The organism is Nesterenkonia sp. Act20, from assembly GCF_019173455.1.
Lineage (GTDB): Bacteria > Actinomycetota > Actinomycetes > Actinomycetales > Micrococcaceae > Nesterenkonia.
The window spans coordinates 1,011,512-1,032,378 of the sequence record NZ_JADPQH010000001.1 but is presented as its reverse complement, the minus strand read 5'-3'; the positions used below and the strand labels follow the sequence as shown (position 1 = coordinate 1,032,378).

At 60.9% G+C, this 20,867-nt stretch carries 15 protein-coding genes; 5 read left to right on the top strand and 10 right to left on the bottom strand.

The annotated features are described in order from the left end of the window. Positions 1-48: 48 nt before the first annotated feature. The 3 genes from IY716_RS04775 to IY716_RS13990 all read right to left on the bottom strand — a co-directional run bounded on the left by IY716_RS04775 (position 49) and on the right by IY716_RS13990 (position 3,945). Complete coding sequence (locus IY716_RS04775) at positions 49-1,242, bottom strand: PP2C family protein-serine/threonine phosphatase (RefSeq protein WP_218220440.1); 1,194 nt, start codon at positions 1,240-1,242, stop codon at positions 49-51. Between the two features lie 1,660 nt (positions 1,243-2,902). After that, positions 2,903-3,271 carry a rhodanese-like domain-containing protein gene (locus IY716_RS04770; RefSeq protein ID WP_218220439.1) on the bottom strand — a complete coding sequence of 123 codons (369 nt, stop codon included), beginning with the start codon at positions 3,269-3,271 and terminating at the stop codon, positions 2,903-2,905. A 20-nt stretch (positions 3,272-3,291) separates the two neighbouring features. Then, positions 3,292-3,945, bottom strand: coding sequence for an ArsR family transcriptional regulator (locus IY716_RS13990; protein WP_369699670.1), 654 nt, complete (start codon positions 3,943-3,945; stop codon positions 3,292-3,294). 125 nt (positions 3,946-4,070) lie between these two features. Between IY716_RS13990 and chrA the strand changes: the two genes are divergently transcribed. Then, the gene (gene chrA / locus IY716_RS04760; protein WP_218220437.1) at positions 4,071-5,303 is read left to right on the top strand and encodes a chromate efflux transporter; all 1,233 of its coding nucleotides are present in this window, start codon (positions 4,071-4,073) and stop codon (positions 5,301-5,303) included. Positions 5,304-5,815: 512 nt separating this feature from the next. On the opposite strand, the gene IY716_RS04755 is transcribed toward chrA, so the two are convergent. Then, on the bottom strand, positions 5,816-7,393 hold the full coding sequence (locus IY716_RS04755) for a hypothetical protein (RefSeq protein ID WP_218220436.1): 1,578 nt from the start codon (positions 7,391-7,393) through the stop codon (positions 5,816-5,818). A gap of 464 nt (positions 7,394-7,857) precedes the next feature. On the opposite strand from IY716_RS04755, the gene IY716_RS04750 reads away from it, so the two are divergent. The 4 genes from IY716_RS04750 (at position 7,858) to IY716_RS04735 (ending at position 12,318) form a co-directional block, all read left to right on the top strand. Next, positions 7,858-9,675 carry a DUF262 domain-containing protein gene (locus IY716_RS04750; RefSeq protein WP_218220435.1) on the top strand — a complete coding sequence of 606 codons (1,818 nt, stop codon included), beginning with the start codon at positions 7,858-7,860 and terminating at the stop codon, positions 9,673-9,675. 223 nt (positions 9,676-9,898) lie between these two features. Beyond that, complete coding sequence (locus IY716_RS04745) at positions 9,899-11,107, top strand: hypothetical protein (RefSeq protein WP_218220434.1); 1,209 nt, start codon at positions 9,899-9,901, stop codon at positions 11,105-11,107. Positions 11,108-11,196: 89 nt separating this feature from the next. After that, positions 11,197-11,757 carry a hypothetical protein gene (locus IY716_RS04740; RefSeq protein ID WP_218220433.1) on the top strand — a complete coding sequence of 187 codons (561 nt, stop codon included), beginning with the start codon at positions 11,197-11,199 and terminating at the stop codon, positions 11,755-11,757. A gap of 240 nt (positions 11,758-11,997) precedes the next feature. Beyond that, complete coding sequence (locus IY716_RS04735; RefSeq protein WP_218220432.1) at positions 11,998-12,318, top strand: hypothetical protein; 321 nt, start codon at positions 11,998-12,000, stop codon at positions 12,316-12,318. A gap of 225 nt (positions 12,319-12,543) precedes the next feature. On the opposite strand, the gene IY716_RS04730 is transcribed toward IY716_RS04735, so the two are convergent. The 6 genes from IY716_RS04730 to IY716_RS04705 form a co-directional block, all read right to left on the bottom strand. After that, entirely contained in the window at positions 12,544-14,118 is a 1,575-nt protein-coding gene (locus IY716_RS04730) for a relaxase/mobilization nuclease domain-containing protein (protein WP_218220431.1), read from the bottom strand. A 68-nt stretch (positions 14,119-14,186) separates the two neighbouring features. Then, positions 14,187-14,519 carry a hypothetical protein gene (locus tag IY716_RS04725; RefSeq protein ID WP_218220430.1) on the bottom strand — a complete coding sequence of 111 codons (333 nt, stop codon included), beginning with the start codon at positions 14,517-14,519 and terminating at the stop codon, positions 14,187-14,189. A 525-nt stretch (positions 14,520-15,044) separates the two neighbouring features. Next, positions 15,045-15,401: a hypothetical protein gene (locus tag IY716_RS04720; RefSeq protein WP_218220429.1), complete on the bottom strand. Its 357-nt coding sequence runs from the start codon at positions 15,399-15,401 to the stop codon at positions 15,045-15,047. Between the two features lie 147 nt (positions 15,402-15,548). Continuing rightward, positions 15,549-17,390, bottom strand: a complete 1,842-nt coding sequence (locus tag IY716_RS04715; RefSeq protein WP_218220428.1) for a DNA polymerase — start codon at positions 17,388-17,390, stop codon at positions 15,549-15,551. Beyond that, positions 17,390-19,672, bottom strand: coding sequence for a DUF3854 domain-containing protein (locus IY716_RS04710; RefSeq protein ID WP_218220427.1), 2,283 nt, complete (start codon positions 19,670-19,672; stop codon positions 17,390-17,392). The genes IY716_RS04715 and IY716_RS04710 overlap by 1 nt, the downstream gene beginning before the upstream one ends. A gap of 349 nt (positions 19,673-20,021) precedes the next feature. Further along, positions 20,022-20,363, bottom strand: a complete 342-nt coding sequence (locus IY716_RS04705; protein ID WP_218220426.1) for a hypothetical protein — start codon at positions 20,361-20,363, stop codon at positions 20,022-20,024. Positions 20,364-20,867: the final 504 nt, after the last annotated feature.

Genomic DNA, 20,867 nt, shown 5'->3' with positions numbered 1-20,867 from the left:
CAGCCTGGACACGTGAGCCAGTGATCAGGGACGGGGTCAGATGGTGACTCAAGAATCCCGTCGGACCACGACTACAGTGACATCGTCGAGGGCCTGAGTTTTTCGGGCACGTCGTAGGGTTTCCTGCACGGCCCCGTCGACGCTGTATTTGGCAAGGAGTCCATCGGCCTGGCTGAAAGGGTCCTCCAGGTCGAACAGGTCCAACACTCCGTCGCTGCAGCACATGAGCGCATCACCGGGGTGTAGCTGGGCGGTGCCGAGCTCGTGGGGTTGACCCATGCCCATTGCCAGCGGCAGCCCGGTGGAGTTCAGATGCTCCCAGCTGCCGTTGGCACGGCGAATGAAACTCAGGCTATGCCCACCATCGACATAGCTGACGTGGCCGGATGCGGTGTCGAGGTCGGCGCAGAACAGGGTGACGAACATGTTCAAGTCCCCGACGTCCTGCTCGAGAAGCGCGTCAGTCTCCGAGACGGTGGCGAGCAGTGAACGCCCAGGGGTGGTGCGCATGGACGCCCGGACTGCCGAGGCGATGATGCCAGCGCCGGTGCCTTTGCCCATGACATCAGCCAGGGTGACGCGCAGGCGACCCTCTCGGAGTACCACGTCGTGGAAGTCGCCCGAGACGCAGCCCGCGGGAACGGTGCCGGCCGTCACCGTATAACCGGCCGGCTGGGGCAGTTCGCGAGGGGTCAGCGCGCGCTGGATGACAGCGGCGTGGTCGAGCTCCTGCTGCTGGGCCAGCTCGGTCTGGACCCAGTGGGCAAGATCTTCCAGCAAGTCGCGCTCATGCTCATCGAGCTGTCGCGGCTTGGTGTCCATCAGGCACAGGGCCCCTACATGTTCGCCGCCGGGGGCCTCAATGGGGTGTCCAGCGTAAAAGCGAAGATTCGGGGCCTCAGTGACATAAGGGCTGGACGCGAATCTCTCGTCTTCTTCGAGATCCTCGATGACCAGAGTCTTATTCTGGTTGATGGTGACTTCGCAGAACGCGCCTTCGCGGGGCTCTTCTGGGGCATCGAAACCGGCCGAGGATTTGCTCCACTGGCGCTCTCGATCTAAGAGATTCACGCTGACCATCGGCACGTTGAAGATCTGCTGGGCCATCCGCGTGATTCGGTCCACGCGCTCATCGGGCGGAGTGTCGAGGACATTGAGTGAGTCAAGTGCGAGTTGTCTGCGTGCTTCATTCAGCACAATGTGCCCCCATTCGCCATGCAGACACGTGTCCACTTTGTTCATGTCAAAAGTTAGCACGGGAAAATGCTTTTAGAGACTTTTGTCCATAGTTTGGTTGTTTCGAATTCAAGCGAGACGCTGCGACTGCTCCCTGGTCACTCCTGGAGGGGCGCGTCGCTGGAGTTGAACGGTGTCTCGTGGAACCCATGGCAACCGGTGGGCTCCCCGGAGAAGAGCCCTCCCACTGAATCGTTTGGCGCGCCGCTCGGGGCGTCTCGCCTCGAGGGGACGCGAGATTCGTCTCTGGCGGGTGTGGACCGGAGCCGTCTTGGTGGTGCTGTTGTCGGCCCATCTTGTAGCCGATACCGGGGCCGAGGAATGCTCCAAGGGCTATCCACGGTAGTTGTCCTGTGAACACGGTGAGCACCGCGCCGCCCAGAAGCCGGAGTATCAATCCCTTCTCCCAGGATTCTATTGAACGCCAGGCGTCTTTTTTGAACAGCCTGGGTCTGCTGACGATTTAGTCGACCCCTGGCCTGGGGTCGCAGCCCCTAATTTGGTGCTCGCTGAGGGTCCGGCTTGCGGGCACTCGAACTCCCGTCGAGGGCCCGATGCGCGCTGAGGGATCGGCTTGCGCGCAGCGATAGCGATCCTTCAATGGACGGGAGGGGTGCCGCTACATCGCTTTCGCCGAGATCGACGCGGAGAAAATTACGGTCACCCCGATGGGCGTCTTCGAACGCTGTGTCGCTAGGTCCTCTGAACGTGGAGTCACAGTCGAGTGCGACATGTTCGGCAGCGGGGTCCGATCTGCCGCAGGGATTCGGCTTACTCGGGGCTGTCGAATCTTGCCATAATAATCACACTGTCATCGTCATCGCCCGCACACTCAGTCGGGAGCCCGGCTTCAACCGCATACGAGTCCGATGCGTCCGAAGCTAACCCTGATCCCCAGACCTCTTCACCAATGCGGATCAGTCCAGACGGGGTCCTGATTCCCTGGTCACCTTCCACGTCAACACCTTCAGGAAAGACGACTGGCCTGAGAACGCCCGAACCGTCAGTGGGTTCAACGCCATAGCAAACCCCTTCAATCAGGGCGAGCCGTCCACCGACAGCCATCTCTGCCCCTATGGCTGAGGTGTCGGCGGTGTAGACCGTCGGTGACGTTGGCATTTCGGCGTCCGGGGTACCCGGCGTTTCGGAATCGGCCGGCGAAGGAGTTGGGTTTTCTTGATCCTCAGTCGGTTCAGATCCGCAGGACGCCAGTAGAGGGAGGGCTACGAGCGCTGCTACAGCTAATCGCGTTGATCGAGACATCCCGAATTGTCCTCTCCGGTGGGTTAGTTCGTCAGGGTACAGATCGGCATCGAATTTTGCGACTGTTGGATGGGCGTGTAAACAGATCGAATCTTCGACTCGAAACCGTAGGCGAGGCTGCGGAATCTCCGGGATTTCAGTGTGGACAGTCATGGCGGTCAGTCCAGCGTCCCTCATCACTGCGAGTCACAGACTCCAGTTGGTCGGAGACCAGGGATTGCCCTGTGAGCGAATCGCTACCACTGCCCGATAGTCGGGCGTCTTTCGGGCTCAAATACTCCAGTTGTGCACTCGATGCACGCCGGGGGACCGGCTTACGGGCACTGTGCAGCGTCAAAGAACAACTACCGTGCATCACCGAGAGCGGAGATCCCACCACGGCGTCCCTCAGCGACGCTTCTCGCTAGCCATCCTGGTTTTTCAGTGGCTCAGGCACCGCGTTCAAGCCTCCGGCGAGGCTGACGACGTTAGAGAACCCCATCTGCCGCAGCGCATCCGCAGCCAGAGCCCCTCGGTTACCACCATTGCAGTAACAGACCACAGGAGCACCCTTATCCGGCAGATCGGTCTCAGCGCGCTCCGAGAACTTATCCAGGGGGATATTCACCGCCCCTGCCAAATGTCCCTGGGCATACTCGTCCTCTCCGCGGACATCCATCAGGATCTGATCCGCATGGTCTGGTCGAAGCGCGTCCTCGGCTGACACCTCGCTGATGCGGGCACGAGCCTGCGCTGTTCGACGCAGGAAATCCTCGCTGTCGGTTCCAGTCATGTTGTCTCTCATCCTTTCGGTCAATGAGTCGATGCAGTTCGGTGTGCGATAAGTTCGATGCGCTCGGCGATCTCGCAAAAGACCCGCTCATAGGCGTCCTGAGACTGGGATCGTCCTGGATTGGGCACAGCCCAATGACGACGACCACCTGTCCTGCTCACGGGTGGAAGCTCTTCATAGGCGCGGTCACACAAGACGATCGTCTCCACCCCCGGCTGGTCCGCTGCGACAGGACTTGGCGTGTGTGCGGAGAGATCCACGCCGAAGCTTTGGGCGACCTCAACCGCTTTCTCAGACACCTGCGGTGCCGGGTGAGTCCCTGCTGAGCTGGCTCGCACCCCCTTAGATCCTTGCTGCCTGTCACGGTTCCAGAGGGCCGCGGCAAACGGAGACCGCGCAGAATTTCCCGTACAGATGAAGACAACCTCTCTCGAATCCGGAGAGTCGCCTGCTGAGCGGACGCGTTCCCAGGACAACATTCTGTGCACCTCTGGCCTCAGTCGCACGTAGCTTCGCCGTCGATCACCTTCAGAGCGCAGCCGATCCACCACACCTGCTCGTTCAAGCACCCCAAGATGATGAGCCAGCAGGTTTGAAGAGACCCCCAGAGCTTCGCGGAGTTCTGAGGAGGACAGATCCGAGTCCATGACCAGGTCCGTGATCCGCAGACGCATCGGATCTGCCAGGGCAGCATGTCGCGAGACCCGGTGCCCCAGACTCACACCCGATGCATCCCGCAGGGATGGTTGCTCAATGTTCATTGAGGCAATATTGACTGAAGCGTCCAGCCTTGGTCAAGATGAACGTCGTGACTACCGCAGCGCCGCAGCCAGCCCCTAACCGCACACTCCCCGGCAATCCGTGGGAGGTCTTCGTCGTCTTCCTTCGCCTGGGGCTGACCAGCTTCGGTGGGCCCGTCGCACACTTGGGCTACTTCCGGGAAGCGTTCGTGGAGCGGCGTAAATGGTTGAGCGAGAAGGCCTACGCGGACCTGGTCGCGCTGTGCCAGTTCCTGCCCGGTCCGGCGTCCTCCCAGGTAGGCATGGCGCTGGGACTTCAGCGAGCCGGGTATCTGGGCATGTTCGCCGCGTGGTTCGCGTTCACCATGCCCTCCGTCGTGTTGCTCGTCGCCTTCGCCTACGGCATCAGCACCGTGGGCGATCTCTCTGAGGCCGGGTGGGTTCATGGACTGAAGGCCGCAGCGGTTGCGGTGGTCGCTCACGCAGTCCTCGGGATGGCCAGAACCTTGACACCAGATGCCCCCAGGGCCTCCATCGCCGCTATGGCCATGATCGTGGTTCTGCTGCTCCCGAGTCCGTTCATGCTGGTCCTCGCGATCGCCGTCGCGGGTGTCATCGGCCTGGTCTGGCTGAAGCCAGACTCCGATCAGCCGAAACCAGAGGATGCGTTCACAGTCCGAGTATCGAAACGGGCTGCCGGTCTCTCCCTCGGTCTGTTCGGGCTGCTGTTGGCCGCGCTGCCGGTGGTGGCGTCTCTGACAAGCAATGGCTACGCGACGCTGACTGATCTGTTTTACCGAGCAGGCTCTCTAGTATTCGGTGGTGGACACGTCGTGCTTCCGCTGCTTCAGGCCGAAACCGATGGACTGGTCCCGGCAGAGACATTCCTGGCGGGATACGGCGCGGCCCAGGCCGTGCCGGGGCCGCTGTTCACCTTCGCCGGGTTCTTGGGTGCTTCCACGACCGAGGGGCCCACCGGGGTCAGTGGCGCACTGATCGCCACGGTCGCGATCTTTCTACCCGCTGCCCTGTTGGTGATCGGGGCTCTTCCGTTTTGGGAGACCCTGCGCAGCAACAGGCACGCCCGCAAGGCGCTGCTGGGGGTCAACGCCGGTGTCGTCGGGGTGCTCGCGGCGGCTTTGTATGACCCGGTCTTCACCGCTGGGGTCCTCGACGTCGGGCTGAACGCCCTTCTCCTGGCTGTCGCGGCGTTCGTCGCTCTCAATAGCTGGAAGACCCCAGCCTGGGCGGTCGTCCTGGCAGCTGGCCTACTGGGATGGATCATCCTCTAGAACGTTCCCACCGAGTGGATCCATACCTGAGAGTCACACGGGACGTAGTGATCTGTTCACAGGGCCGAAGGTCGCGCCGATGCCCGTAAGCCGGTCCTCTTACGGGCATGCATCCTCCCATTGAGAACTCAGTGCACGCTGAGGGGTCCTCTACCGTGCGTGTACTTCTCCACTTTCCCGCTGCCGATTGCTAACTCCAGGGAGTACGCAGGCGACGACCACGGCGTATCCAAGAAAGCTCTCTAGTGTTGTGAGTACCTCTTGAAGGTGCGAGTGATTCAGTAGACCCCGCGTTCGGAAACAGTGTTCCCCTCACACTCCGGCCGCGGGGTCTACGCGTACCTTCGGGCGCGCGCGTGATCTCGGCGCCAGGACAGTGGGCAGCATTCCCCAGCGTCCACTCCGACATCCCCCTCGAACGTTCTTCAGCGCAAACTTGTGCAGAGGCGTCTCCCGACTCAGGGTGAGTACACGAACACTGCCGAGACCCGTCTCAGGATCAGCCGTAGACCTCAGGTCGATTCGATCGACGAGCTAGTCGGACTCACCTCGACCAGGGCAGCCACGTGGTTCAGCGCCCAGGTCAGACTCACCGTCATGTGGGCGAATGCCTCCAGTGGCGCCATTCCATCGATGCCGAGCCTGGCGCGAGCCGCGCCGGCGTTTGACCCGCCAAGGTGAGCGACCCCTCCTGCGGAACGAAAAGCCTGGAGGGCGGCGAAGACCTCTGCAGCGTCTTGAGTGTCACCCAACGACGACAGCAGGCGGCGCAGGAGTGCGATTGACTTCTCACCAGACTCGCTTCCACCAAGGAACTTCTTCAAAGGTGCAGGATCTATTCCGTCGACCAGTGACTTGGTGAGAATGATCGTCGGAGCGGTCAGTGCAGACGGGTCGTTGCTTGTCGGGCCAAGGAGCGCCTCGAACTCGGTAGCCGCCTGAGGATCAAGGTCGCGCCAGACCGGTGAACCGAGCAGCCCACGGGTCGCGTCGGCTGCCCTGTGTCGGGCTCGCCGAAGGTCGCCCCCCGGGTCCGGTGACCCAACGGACTGGTTCAAGAAGTCTCGCCGGAATCGCCCCTCGTCCATCTCCCCCTCGGGAGGGACATTGTGAGCGAGCCAGTGTGCCTGTTCACTCTCGGATAGTGCACCTAGTTCGCCGAGGTAGACCTCAATCAGTCCAGCAGTGTTGGTGCTGATGTCGAGGCCCCAGAGATCCAGGCACGAGATGCGATTGGCCGTCACCTGGTAGCGGTTGGGTTCGCTCGCATATCGGTTGAGCACTTCGCGGCTGAAGTAAACGGGAGTCATCGAATGCAGCCGCGAGCTGTCCTCATTGTCGCCCAGCATCCTGGGGTTGCACGTGTGACGCCGAATGTCGCCAGTACGAGCGTCGATCGCGTAGATGTACTCGAGGTAGCTCTTATCCGCGTTCCGCGCATCGACCCGGCGCATGCGTGAGGTGGCCGCGCCGGTCACGACGTACTTACCCATCAGGCTCGAGAATGCCGTTGCTTCGCTGAAGCCGTCATCCTCGATCGCGAGCCAGTCGAGGTTGGACCAGGTCGTGCGGTGGTTGTCGTCGACTCGTGCGAACGGCTTGATCTCGTCGGTCGTGAGGAGTGTGTAATCCTTCTGGACGAGCAGTTCACGCCCGGACGCGGCCAGGAACGTGCGCATCTCCAACGCCGAGACATCGACCTTCCACTCGTCCATGGAGATGGAAATCCTGATCAGCTCGACGCTGCGCCCTGCCGAGTCGAAGTAGGACCAGCCGCAGTCGCTGGGGAACGCGTCCCAGTACCAGAGGAAGGTGGGTGTGATTTCGAAGGTGGGGAGCACGAACCCGTGGTGCTCACGGACAGCAGAGAAGAAAACCAGCCCGCTGTCACCGTGTCGGCTGGCGGTCAGACCATCCGAGAATGTCCCGTCGCTCCAGACCTCCACCTGGCCGATGTCACTTCGCCCCGACCAATGGGTACCCGATCTCAAAACATGGTCTCGGGACTCGGCGTCGATGAGGACGCAGTGAGTGCCGCCGTACATGTCATCGGAGTGATGGAAATGTTCCTCAATGGTGAGCCAACCCATCGGGTCAGGACAGATGCGTAGAAGTTCCGCTCCCGGCCAAAGCCCTGTGGGTAGTCGCCGTCGGGAGGAGCCCAGAGGAGTCCTAGAGTCGGCGGGCCGTCCTGAACTTCGTAACCCGGGATCGAAGGAATGTGCATGCTCCAAGTATGCGATAGAGCATTGAAACTCTGTCGTTTCAGGTTTCGCTTGGCTGCTGCCGAAATCTTGCCGCCCGGCTCGGAGATCCTCGAGCGTTCTTCAGCTCAACTCGTCCAGAGGCGTCGCATCCGCTGTCTTGCAACCAAGGGCTGCAAGACCGATATTCAGAAAGATGTTATTCAAGGTCAGTGCCACTTAATCAGGACCCTGAAGCGACAGCTTCATTCTCGACCGAGGCATTTGATAGTGGAACATTCCGTCCGAAAAGTCAGTTCTGACATGGACACAGTTGCCGGAGAAGCGATGTGTACGGCTAAGTTTGTACTATGGGTCATCTTCCAGCTAAGACTATTGCGGCGACACTTCGTGGGATCCAAACCAACGATTTCGTCCTGCCAGCCATCCAACGTGAATACGTCTGGAAGCCATCCCAAGTCGTACGACTATTCGACTCAATCCTCCGTGGGTACCCAATCGGTAGCTTTCTGGCCTGGCGTATCGACCCGGAGACGAGCGAGAAGTTCAAGTTCTACGGCTTCATGAAGGACTACTCACAGTTCGACAACCGTCACAACCCAGACCTGGATCTGCCTCAGAAACAGATCACCGCAGTTCTCGACGGCCAGCAGCGTCTCACGTCACTCAACATCGGGCTGCGTGGCTCCTATGCGGTGCGCGAGAAATACGCCCGACATAACAGCGCCCGCGGCTACCCAGCGCGACGTCTATACCTCAACGTACTTGGAGAAGCTCCGTCGAACGAGGCTGGCCTGCGCTACGACTTCCGTCTCCTCACCGACGAGCAAATCCGCGACTCAGACGGCGATACCTCGCACACTTGGTATCCCGTGACGAAGATTTTCAACGCCACCAACCCCATGGACACGATGCAGGATCTTGCGCAGCTCGGCCTGGGAAACAACGGGTTCGCTATCCAAGTGCTCGGGGATCTATTCAACGCGGTGCATGCCAAGGAAAGCCTGCAAATGTACGAGGAGACCGATCAAGACGTAGAGCGTGTCCTCGACATCTTTATCCGAGTCAACTCCGGCGGCACCACGCTCTCGTACAGCGACTTGCTGCTGTCGATCGCGACAGCGCAGTGGAAGGAGCGCGATGCTCGCGACGCCATCCATGGTCTCGTTGACTCACTCAATAACACTGGGGCAGGGTTCAGCTTCTCCCAGGACGTAGTTCTGAAGGCCGGTCTTATGCTTGCCGGTATCAACGACATCGCCTTCAAGGTCAAGAACTTCACGACCGAGAATATGACAGTCCTTGATCAAGAGTGGGACGAAATCGGAGACTCCCTGAAACTCGCAGCCGGACTACTCAGCGACTTCGGCCTCTCCGACGCAACGCTATCTGCGAAGAGCGTCATCATCCCGGTGGCCTACTACTTGCATTCGCGGGGGCTGGGAGACGGGTACCGGGTCGCGGTCGCTCAGAAATCGGACCGTGCAATGATGCGTGCGTGGGTTCTGCGGTCACTCATTGCCCGCGGGATCTGGGGCTCCGGATTGGACACGTTACTTCGAGACCTCAGAGCCGTACTCCACGAGCATGGTCAGAACGGCTTCCCAGTCACCGAGCTCGAGCGCGCCATGGCTGCACGCGGTAAGTCCCTGGCGGTCTCCGACGAGCTAGTGGAAGACATTCTCGACCTCTCCTACGGCGGAGCTCGAACCTTCGCCGTGCTCGCGATGTTGTTCGACCATGTGGATACCCGTAACCAATTCCATGTCGACCATGTTTTCCCCAAGGCGCTGCTGAATTCTAAACGTCTGCGCAGTCAAGGATTCTCGGCGGAGGACATAGAGGCGATGGGGGAGCGCCGTGATCTCTTGGCGAACCTGCAATTGCTGCCAGGCCCAGAGAACATCGAGAAGTCCGCGACGGCTCCGTCTGAATGGGCTGCCCACGCGTATCCAACACCTGATGCTATGGACAGCTACTTGTCGCTCAACGAGCTCACGACCCTCCCGCACGATGCCCACGCTTTCGTGGACTTCTTCGAGGCCCGCCAGGCTGCCTTAGCGGAGCGTATCCGCCGCAAGTTGTCCTCAAGCGTCGCGACATCGGCCACTGTCGAGGGTGATGAGCAGCTTGGCGGGTCAGAGCTGGATGCAGCAATGGAGGGATAGGCAAGACCTCTGTGGAGATTCGGTCTACCGGGCAGGGTCCTCTGGGCTTCACTGCCGTCAAGGTCATTCCGAAGGGCCACCTCTACCTTCTGGATCATTTTGAACCCCCTCGAAAATGCTGAGCCAAGATGTGAGTGCTTTATTCGCTGTGGGACCTCAGGAGGGATCGGTCCTGCAGCGACGAGAAGACCCACAGGTGGTCATCAGAACTGAAGGAGAACTAATGGACTCACTCGCAGAAGATAACCGCCAGGAAGTCACCGTGCGTCGTTTGGGCACAGGGGACTCTGAGCTCGCGGTCTTCAACTTCGAAGGGGGGCTACGCGAAAAGATTCTTTCGAGCTTTCGCGAGGGATACCTGACTCATGGGAGCTATGTGCCGGGGGCCAAAGCGGTATCGGCGCAAGGCGCGATGTCTCTTACCGTCGCGGGAGCGGCAGCCGGTACCACCGGGGTCTCGGCGGCTTTGTCCCCGACGCTCTATATAGCCACTGCTAACCCGTCCACGCTGATGGAGCTTGGAAACGGTGTAGGTAGCGCAGTGATGGGTGCTGGTGGAATTGTCGGTCAGGCGCCGTTCGTCGCTGTCCCGATTGCGCTGCCGATTATCGCCCCAATAATGGCTGTCCAGGCGCTCAATACCGCAGTGATCATGCAGCAGTTCAAGCAGGTCGACCAGAAGCTGGACTCGATCAAGACCACACTGGATGACGCGATTTCCAGGATCGAGGCGACCCACGTAGGGGAGCTGTTCGCTGCCTCGAGGGTCGTCGATGATGTCTATCAGCAGTACAGCCTCGAGGGATCATTCTCCAACGACATGCTCATCCGCCTGGCGTTGGCAGAGCGTGACATGGGCGCGCTAGCCGCCAGATTCCGCCATCTGGTGAAAGACCGAGACGTCACTACTTTCGATGAGACCACCAAGTTCGCTCAGGTGAAGTACGACGATCACAGTGCGATGTTGGCGTCGTTGACGCAGCTGCGAGTCTCCTACCTCCGGGTGTGTGTCGATATGCAGGAGAATCCCCATTCGGTGAGTTCGTCTGTCGAGCACCTTAAATCAAGCATCGACGAGGGCATCGAATTCTGGCAGTTTCTACTCAGTCGCTCACAAAGCCTCAAGGACAAGGTGACCGAGCTCAAAGACCAGCTCGGAGGTATGAGCTGGCGCCAGCGCAATCTGCCCCGTGGCGAGGGTTCGTCAGTCGCGAAGGATCTCGCGAATGTAGAGAGTGCCTACACCTCGACAATGGAAGGCGAACGCGAGCTCATGAGGGAGTACACCTTGCTCATTGACTCTGCCAGTAAGACGCGAAAGGCGCTTGATTCGTCCAACCCGTCAGATGCTGAGAGCGCTCCGACTCTCGTGTATTGGCAGGACGAGGCGGGTCAGCATGCGTTTGTCACGGAGAAACCCTTGATCTCCTAGAACATCCCTTAGCTCGCCACTCGACAGTGGTGCGTGAAGCACCAGCACGCACTGTGACCCAGAAACCGGGTCGAGAGGATCTCAACTCAATGACGATGAATAAGAATAAGGAATCGATAATGAATCATAGAAACTGGTCCTCTGCTGTGGCGCTCATAGGAGTTCTTGCTCTTAGTGGTTGTGGTTCGACAGAGGAATCCGCGGAGACACAATCTGACAATGCTGGGGACTCGGCGAGCACGACGGCATCGGAGCAGGACCAGACTCCAGAGACCGCGACGGAAGTAGCCGAGGCCGTGACCGAGGCAGTCGGTTCTGCCACCGAAGTAACTGAGGTCACTGAGGACAATGACCCCAACGACCTGATCGGTCGCCCTAACGGTTATACGGGGGCAGCCGTTATCGCTGACGAAGGTGGAGAACCCAGCGAGGACCTCGGTGTCGACACGGGCGCGACTGTTGAGCAGTGGGGCAGTGAGAGCGATGCACAAGCCCGGTCAGATTACATCCAAGAGATCCAGAAAGAAGGTGGCGGTATTCTCGGATCGGAGTGGAACTATCTCCACGGTGAGTTCCTGCTTCGAGTCTCCGGTGAGTTGAAGCCTTCAACGGCCGATGAGTATGAAGCAGCCTTCAACGAACTCTTCTAGAGCCGCAACACCCTGGGCACCCACTGAGCGGCGGGTCTGTCGCACCGATAGGTGACAGTTTGACGGGACCTACAGTTTAGTTTCCCACCGCCCTTCGCTAGCCGATGGCCTTCATGGAAGGCTGATCACCACGCCACGCCCGTATCCTCCAGGGTTCAGGACCCGCGCTATCTCTCTCCTGCGCGAGGGCCGACAGGTCAGGCACACGGCAGCCGATCTGGGCACTGGCAGGAGTGAACGGTGGACGGCCCGGAGGTCGCTCCGATCCCTAATAAGCGCGTTCGTGACTGGATTGCGGACCGCACCACCGAGGAAGGGGGAGTCAGCCTCTTCACAACTTCGAGCCGAGACTACAACCGCTACTTGGAGTTGCTCGAGGCCTGGGGAGCCCCATCCGGCAGGACGCGGGGGCCGAAGTCTGAGCACACACCTTCCGTCGCCGTTGCCAACCATGTGGACCATGCCCTCGGCATGGTGCGCGTCGCCAGCCGCTGCGAAGTTCCGGGACCGGAATCCCAAGACTTTCACCAGGCGCTGTTCGGAAGCCAAGATCACACCTGAGCTAAGCGGCAAGTGATGGCGTGATCATGAGTCTCAAGAATGGTGGGCATGTCTCACAAACTCATGCTTCCCGGAAATGCGTGACCTCTTGTGTGAGGGAAGAAGCCCCGCAACCCCGTCAGAGACACCTGGAGCGGGTGTCCAGACGTACCCCACGCTCGGATTCGTTGTTTCGGAGGCGTACCCGGGGAGCCTGATTTGTTGTCAGCGAGGTCCAGCGCGAGTTCAGCTGAACCCATGTCCTGACTGACGGTCCTTGCCATTCCGGTCAATCTCTGCGACACGCTCAGCAAGAGTTCGCCGTCGCGCTGCGGCAGCCTCACGCCTTGCCTCTGCCAGCTCCTGGTCGCGACCTCTTCGGGCCTGATGGACTTCTCGGGATCGACGCAGGCTGGCATTGGGGCCATCTGCGAGCTCAGGCGCGACCAGTAGATCTTCCTGTTCAATTTCGGGAACTCGCAGGCCCTCGTGCGCACCGTGGGGGTTGGTCCGGACAGCGCCGCGGCGGGGCTCTTGTCGATGTCGGCCACGGCCTTGATCCGCTCCCTGTGCAGCGGTGGGGGTGGCCGAGAGGTCATGCTGATCTCCCACCCGCTCGGTGCCCTTGGCCGGCGTTTCGCCTCGGCTCTTCGAGTGGGTCGATTCCTGAGCATGCTCACGTCTGGGGTCTTCGAACACAGGCCCTTCCGCGACTCCGAGCTGAATCAGTTCAGGTTGCACGGCCCGGAGCGACTGTCTCTTCTCCCTCTGCAGATTGAGCAATCTGTTGCGCTCTAGGGAGGACTCGACATCCTCGACGCGGTAGCCCTCACCAAGCTTCGTTCCACGCCGGCGGTGGGCCCTGGCGGGCTCCTGCAGTTCCCCGTTGGAGTCTGCCAGCATCATGCCGTAAGTGACGTCTTCACCGCGACGACTGATCGTGACACCCCGCTCGCGACCCACTGTGCTCAGCTCCGCCCATCCGATCGAGCGGGGGTCGTTGAAAGAGTTCACGACGCGAGACTCGAGCTCCAGCTCGCAGAACCTCTCCTTCGGGGGAGTGACTCCGATAGCTAGGGCGCCACTACGGGTTGCCTCGTTCAGCTCGTACCTTTCGTACTCACGCTGCTGTCGGGCCTCACGCACCTGCTCAGGAGTCTGCCGCCCCGCGTGGTCGACATGGTGACGAACCTTGACTGAGCTTTCCGCAGCACTGATCCGGCGCCCCAGCTGAGACGGGCTGAGGCCAGCCGGTGCGGCGTCCTCGATTTGCCAGCGACGCATTGCCATCTCGGCCTCGACCGCCATTGCGATCTGGCGCATGAACGCTGGTTGCTCGAATCCCTGCTCCGCCAGGACCCGGTCATGGGCGACGATCATCCTCGACGGCGTGAAGACGTTGGAATCGATGCTCTTCCCTGTCTCGGGGTGAACGGCACCGAAGATTATGTGATTGTGAACCATCCCTGATCGGCCGCTTATCTCTGTCGCGATCAGAGCTGGGTGCCCCGGGGCCCTGTCGTGAGCGAACGCTCTGCCGAGCTCATTCGCCCTTGTCCATGAGCTTGGATCATCCGGGTCGAGTTCCTCGCGCCCGAAGCTCTGAACCGCTGAGTACGCCTGGATGTATTTGGCTTCGTAGACAGCCTCGCCCCAGCGATCGCGCGCGATGACGGGGTCGCCGTTCTTGTCGCGCAGAGTCTTCCCATCCTCGTCTACAGCCTGCCTCGGACGGAGACCGTCTTTGCCGTGGGCGAGACGGATCTCCTGGAGTTGTTGTTCGAACCGAGGCACCGTCGCGTTGATGGCGGAGATGGCCACAGCACCCTTCTTCGCATAGTTCTGTGACGCTCCTGATCGGCGTGTGCTCTGCGCCGATGCCGTCGCCATCAGGAGCCCTGAGCCTCGACGAAGTCCAGGAGGCGCTCTTCCATTCGGACGACAGCGGTCTTGGACTCTTGGACGGCTGTGAATGCCGCACGGACTTCATCCCCGGTGATGCCCTCGTTGAAATTCAGCTTCCGCATGACCGTGTAGAGGGAGCCCTGGGAATGAGAGAGCCGGTTCTGACATTCGGTGAGTCCGTTCCAGAGGTCGGCTGGGACGTCCACAAAGGTCGATGCCGTGGCCAGCTGTTCCGGTTGTCCTGCCATCACGCGGGCGGTCTTCTCATTCGCGGTCAGGAGAAGTCGAAGCCCTTCGGAGAATGGAACCTTCTCCATCGGGACTCCTCGGAGGTGAGCAAGCGCTTCTCGCATGGCCTCGACGGATGCTTCCTCGGACGGGCTGAGTCGGATGGAACGACGCGCCCCGAAGTTCATAGGTTTCGACCTCCGGGTCTTCGTTCCGGTCACGGTGTCCACCTCACTGAAATAGGTCAATTGATACGCGTAGAAATCGGTATCAGTATACGTTTCAAGTCTCCCTTCAAACAAGTCAGTCACAGGATGTATTCAGATCTCGACTTGACCTGGAACCACACCCGTTTCCGAGTTCGAGAACCACTTTGAAACGTATGACAAATAACCTCGCCTTCGGCTCGCTCCCGGCCTGGGCCGGACGTTTCAGCGGTTCCTCCACCTGCGCACTCGCCTTCGGCTCGGTGCTCGGGGGAGCCTCCTCCTTTTACTGCTTGAGGACGGCCGCGGGTCCACGGAAGATCTGTGCGTTCCCTGGAGCCGCACGCAAGACAGATAAGGTGAGTGTCTGGGTTGGATCTCCCTGGTCCGACCCGGACACTCCCTCGTTCAGGCACGCTCGCCGCGGTCGGGATCCTCGCGCTGGCGTCGCTGGAAGTCGTTGACCAGCACCTCGAACTTCGCCGCGAGCTTCCCGATGCGGATCGATTCGTCCTTGTCGGTACTGACCATGACAGTCTCGCCACGCTTGTCCTTCACGGGCTGACCGTCCTTCATCCGGGGAGTCTTCTCAGGTCCGATATCGAAGAGGTCATACAGCATCTCCACGAACTCGGCCCGGGTGCGTCCGGCGTGCTTGACTGCCGTCTCGATGTTCTGGTCGTAGGCGTCCTGCATCTCCTGCGCCGCCTTGAGCTGGGCAGCGATCTGTTCCGCGCGTGCCTTAGGGTTGAACTTCATCGTCATGGTGACTGATCTCCTAGATCGGGTTGAGGTTGAACTTGCTTAGAACTTCGCTGTTCCACTCGTGGCGAGAACGTCGTCGTTGCTGCTGCAACTCGGGGTTCGCGCTTAGCGGTTCGCTGGCGACTCTGCGAAAAAGTGCCGTGCGGCTCACCTCCCCTCCGTTGAGCGAGCGGTCTGGTGCCACGTGCAGTCGGGGTCGTCGCACCCAGCCTGCTCGCGGTGAGCCCTGCTCACCTCAGGCCACGGCTTCTCAGAGCGGTAGCAATCGAGCCAGTCCCGGCCTTGGTCTGAGGCCTGTGCCAAGACCGGCACCGGCTTCGCCTCGGGAGTGATCTGGTGGGGGAACTGCAGTGCCTCCAGCACAGCCTTCTCGGCCTCGTCTGCGCGGTGCTCGGGGACGCTGAGCACGATCTCGTCGTGGACGACAGCGCGGAGGCAGGGAAGGAGCCAGGTAGGCAGTCGAAGAATTCCCTGCATCATCAGGTCCCGCGCTGTGCCCTGACCGATGTGCGCTGGCGCCTGGGTGTACTCCTTGCCCGGCGCCACCCGCATCCGCCGACCGAAGGCGTTGCAGATGATCTGCTTCTTACCTTCCTCGCGGATCTGCCGCTTGAAGCCAGCCAGGGCAGGGAACTGTGCGTCCAGTGCCGCCAGCTGACGGCGAGCGTCCTGTTCGCTGATTCCGGCGTTCAGGGCCAGGCCAGCGGCTCCCATTCCGTAGGTCGTTGCATGCGTGATGGCCTTGGCGTCAGCGCGACGAGGGTGCTGGCCCGCTTGACGGTTCCAGCCCTCTTCCCCGAAGACGGCGGCGGCCATCTCTGAGTGCATGTCTTTGCCAGGTTCCAGAGCGGCGATATAGCCCGCATCCTGTGCGTGGATCGCGATGGCGCGGGCGTCAACCTGTGCCAGATCGGCTCCGATGAGAACGTCGCCCACATCAGGAAGCAACATCGCTCTCTCGCACACGTTGCTGCGATCTCTTTTTCCAAGGACCGTCAGTCCGGGCTTGGTCACCGAGATTCTCCCCGTGGCCTGTCCGGCGCTGACACTGGGGTGGATACGCCCATCGATGCTTGTGTGGTCCAGCAGCGTCTGCGCCATTGATCTGTCGCCGTTGAAGGACCGCAGAGCCTGACAGAGGGCCACCAGGGCTTCATTGTCCCGGTGCTGTGCTTCGAGCTTCTCGAGTGCTTCCTTGCCTGTGGCCAGCGCGCCCTTTTCCGTGCGTGGAGGTTCGATGCCGAGCTGCGAGAAGGCCTTCTCGAGGCTCAGTTTGCCTGCCGTGGTGGTGTGTGGCTTCTTTCCGTCCAGGGGCAGCCCGAACTCTCGGTGCAGGAACTCTTTCTGCTCTCTGAGCCGCGCCTCACGCTCGGCGACCAGCCGCGTCACCAAGTCCACGTCCACGCGGAAGCCCTGCTTGCTGATGTGGTTCAACCGCCACATGACCTTGTGCTCACGCCAGAGGTAGTCATCAATCACGAGGTGCCGGGAGAGCTCGCGGACAAGGTGAACGTCCTGGACGAGGTAGCGGACATAGTCCGGGTGATTCACAGGGATCTGGTCGTAGCCGCCGTGCTCCCTGGCCAGAGCCTTCAGCGCCGAACCACCTTCGCCGGCGACTTTGCCCACGCCCAGGACTCGCCGACACACAGCTTCCAAGTTGTAGCGCTGGACGTCAGCCTTGCCGGAGAGAGGCGGATCGTTCTGTCGGGCGACCAGCAGCGTGTCCACGACGCGGTTGGCCGCCACGAGGCTGGTCAGGTCCAGGCCGTGATACCGCTCCAGGGCCGCCAGGTCGAATCCGAGCACGTTGTGCCCGACCACGATGTCGGCCTGCTGGACGACCTCCACCACCGAAGCGATGTCCGTGGTGGTCACCACGTCTGCGTCACCCACGGCGAAGCCGGCCAGCCGGACAAAGCCCGGGCCGTAGTCCCACAACCGGTCGGCGTCAGCAGTCTCCAGGTCGAGGTAGACAATTCCGGCCATCAGCTCCCACCCCCGAGCTCCGAGATGGTCGTGCCTTCCATCTCGGGCATGGCACGGGCTGCAGCTACGGTGAATCCATTGCGGTCCTGGTACTGAATGGTTTCGTCAGGACCTGCGCCAGCCGCTGGCCGTGAGACCCGGCTGGCGGGGACGGAGTTTGACGGAGCCTCGCCGCTTCCGTCGACCGACTCTGCGGCGGCACCCGTACTGAGCCGCTCGACGACGTAGGCCTTCTTCTTGCCGTGGATCGTGCCGTCAGCCTTGATGCGAAGGTCGCCGTACCACTTCCGGTGCAGACCGTAGTACATAGAGAGCTTCCGAGCAGCGAGCTTTTCCCAGGACATATCGTATGGCGGTGGGGCGTCATCGACATCTTTCCGAGCCTGGACCAGCACGTCACTTACAGAGAACCTCTGTCCCGCAGGGAACTTCTCCTCGACCCACTCCCAGTGCTCACGGTTGTCGACTGCCTCGGAGTCCGTGGTTTCACGGACTTCCATGACGTTGCCGAGGAAGTCCTCGAACCCGGCCAGGTGCAAAATCCCGCCCACAACTGCCTGCCAACGGGAGAAGCTGGCGAAGCCGAAGTCTTTCGGCGCCGCCGGCTGCCCCCGGTCGAACCAGGCACGGATCAAGGTGAGGCAAGCCCTCAGCAGCTCGCGGCGATGCTCGGGGATCCAGGTACCGAGGTCGAGTCGGAAGTTGTCCCTGTTCTCGAGATTGGGTCGGTCCGAGCTCAGTCGAATGGGGCAGACTCGCCGTGCCATATCGGCTGGCACCTGGACGTTATTGCCTGAGGCAAAGAATGTCATCAGGTTCGGCAGGTTCAGGGCCCTGGACTTGCCCAGCTCACGACTGCTGTAGATCCGGGAGGTCAGTGCCGCGCTCAACTCCCGTGAGTCCAGGCAGCATTCCTCTTCCTTCTGGACTTCGTCGAGGACAAACGTGAGGTTATTTCCCAGATAGGAAGCGGTCAGCCGCTTGCCCATCTCCGCACCTTCTGAGGGAGCGGGCTGTACCGGTGCCGAGGTCCCGAAGTTCACCAGATGGATGACCTCGATGGCTTCGTTCTTTCCGACACCGCGCTGGATCCCGTCGAACAAGTACATGGGGGTCGGACCGGTGAAAGCACGGAGAGGAGGGGTCAGCAGTGCGGCGATGGCGTTGGTCTGGTCTGCCACCTCCTCGAAGACCCAGCCGTCATAGCCACCGGCGCCATCCATCGCGAAGAGATCATCGCGAAGCAGGTTCCGTGCCGAGGCGATGTCGGTGTCAGAGGGATGCTCCGGGACGTCGATACCGATGACGTCGTCCGTCAGCTCCATGACGAGTTTCGTCTCCTCGTCGTATCCGTTCTCTGCGAGAATCGTGCCGTCGGGCCGCACCACGGGAGACCGTGAAATACCGGCGAGCAGAGGGAACTCGTCCCATCGGTCCGCAACCACACCGAGCAGCGCCCTGGGGACCTCGACGTCGCCGCCTTCTTCCCCTTTTATCGTCCGGGGCCGTGTGACCTGCAACAGTTCGTTGTGCAGACCGTGAAGGTCCAGCTCTGCGGATTGGAGCTCATCATCGGTTCGACGAAGTCGAACCAGGCTTCCACCGACCCGGAAGACACTTTTCCCAGCACGTTGATCCTTCAGGGCGCCGACCAGCTCGCGAACCACCCCCAGACGGTCACCGTCTATGTTGACCACGACGCGCTTGTCTCCAGACGCCTCATCCTGTTTCCGGATGTTCTTACGTCGTTGAGCGGCACGCAGCTTTGTCAGGTCGCCCTTAGTCAGGTCAGCAGGCTTGGACTTGGCGTTGTTCACCCAGCTCTTGAGTAGCCCTGAGCGTTTGCCTTCGTCATGGGGCTTCAGCACGTCGTCCAGACCGTCCTTGCCGCCACCGGGAAGCTGGGCGAACTTCACACTCTTGGCACCGTAGTTCGAACATGCTTTACCGAGCGCATCTGCTCCATCGAAGACCTTCGCGTTGGTCCCCGCGTCAGCGTCAGGAACGATGACGACGTTCTGGTCGTGGACCTCGGCCAGATGTGATGTTGGAGCGCCGTGTTCGTCGCCCTCACCGGCGACCAACCAGGACCAGATGCCGGTGATCCGGTAGATGCTCCAGTCTGCAGGGGCCCACGCCAGTGCGGCCAGGGCCTGCTTCACGCCTTCGACGATGAGCACGACGCTGGGATTCTCCACCTGCCGCAGAACCGGGAGCTTAGGGGGATTGGACTCCGTCTTGGGGGAGACATACTTCAGCACATCTCCATCCGCATCGGTCACGCTTCCTGGCGCAGGTTTCACCTGCCCGGTCGCAGAGCCGTCAGGGTGCTGCATCGGATACACCAGCGCAGGAAGGGCATCGTCGCCGTGCATCGTGATCCACTGTGCCCATATGGGTAGCTCGGATCGGGTGCGGGCTGTGTGGACGCACTGCTCAGCTGCCACTGAAGGGGGAATTGCGCTGTCGAACAGCTCCTGAGCGTGTTCCTCCGAAAGATTCACATAGCCGCTGAGATGAGCTGTTAATGCGAAGTGAGAAGGAGTATCGTGATTGGTATCTTCCGTAGCCCTGGAAGTGAGATGTATGTCGGCCCCTCGGTTCTCCGCCGGGGGGCTTTCTCTGTAGAGATCATCCATGCTGACCACCCCCAGCAGGAGCCAGCATGCCGGCGAGCTCGGCGCGCTTGTCAGGAGGGAGCGGGGGAGTGGCGTTCAGCGCGGACGCGATCTGGCGCCGGGTGGTTTCGAAGAGATCAGGCTCCCCGCGCTTCGCAGCCGCCTTCTTGGCGGGCAGGGCTTCGAGGTCCTCGCGGCGGACCACGTACTTGCCCTGCTTGAACACGGCAGGAAGTAGATCGCGTTCAATGTCGCGGCGAAGAGTCTTCCAGCAACCGAAGACCCGCTCGTCGTCCTCATTGCGGATCTCGGCGGCACGATGGAGATCGAGCTCTTCAGGTAGGGCAGTTGTCACGGCGCACTCCTCTAGGGAAAGAGGAGTGCTTCGGAAACCGAACCCCGGGTTCCCTTGTCGCCGTTACCGATCTGCACTTACAGAATCGGTGGCCCGGGCGTGTCTCCGGACCAACGTAGCCATGAGCGTGACAACACTCTTGTTGTAATCCAGAACTATAACAACTTATACCAAGCTTGTACACCCACCTGTGGACACGCTAAAACCGGTCGGAACGGTGGAGGGAGCACGGAGGGTAAGTCCAGACGATCTGGAGGGCCCCGCCAAGGCCCTGCCCTCCCGTTATTCGTTGAAATTTCAGACATTTCGGAATATTGGAGGGCAGGGAGGGCAGCACTAGAAGGGTTCGGTCCCTACAGGCGTGTGCGTGTACAAGGAGACAGACAGCGAGTTGGGATAGCCCTCTATGTCTCTTAGTACTGGTTACTGCCCTCCATGCCCTCCCAAGAGAGAATATCTCTGTCATTCCAGGGCTGCAGCGGAGGGCAGAGGTTTTGCCGCTTC

Excerpts from the sequence above, each read along its gene's own strand:
- IY716_RS04745 (WP_218220434.1), top strand. The coding sequence starts at position 9,899 with ATGGACTCACTCGCAGAAGATAACCGCCAGGAAGTCACCGTGCGTCGT.
- IY716_RS04725 (WP_218220430.1), bottom strand. The coding sequence starts at position 14,519 with ATGGAGAAGGTTCCATTCTCCGAAGGGCTTCGACTTCTCCTGACCGCG.
- IY716_RS13990 (WP_369699670.1), bottom strand. The coding sequence starts at position 3,945 with ATGCGTCTGCGGATCACGGACCTGGTCATGGACTCGGATCTGTCCTCC.
- IY716_RS04770 (WP_218220439.1), bottom strand. The coding sequence starts at position 3,271 with ATGACTGGAACCGACAGCGAGGATTTCCTGCGTCGAACAGCGCAGGCT.
- IY716_RS04750 (WP_218220435.1), top strand. The coding sequence starts at position 7,858 with ATGGGTCATCTTCCAGCTAAGACTATTGCGGCGACACTTCGTGGGATC.
- chrA (WP_218220437.1), top strand. The coding sequence starts at position 4,071 with ATGAACGTCGTGACTACCGCAGCGCCGCAGCCAGCCCCTAACCGCACA.
- IY716_RS04720 (WP_218220429.1), bottom strand. The coding sequence starts at position 15,401 with ATGACGATGAAGTTCAACCCTAAGGCACGCGCGGAACAGATCGCTGCC.
- IY716_RS04775 (WP_218220440.1), bottom strand. The coding sequence starts at position 1,242 with ATGAACAAAGTGGACACGTGTCTGCATGGCGAATGGGGGCACATTGTG.
- IY716_RS04740 (WP_218220433.1), top strand. The coding sequence starts at position 11,197 with ATGACGATGAATAAGAATAAGGAATCGATAATGAATCATAGAAACTGG.
- IY716_RS04715 (WP_218220428.1), bottom strand. The coding sequence starts at position 17,390 with ATGGCCGGAATTGTCTACCTCGACCTGGAGACTGCTGACGCCGACCGG.
- IY716_RS04755 (WP_218220436.1), bottom strand. The coding sequence starts at position 7,393 with ATGGGTTGGCTCACCATTGAGGAACATTTCCATCACTCCGATGACATG.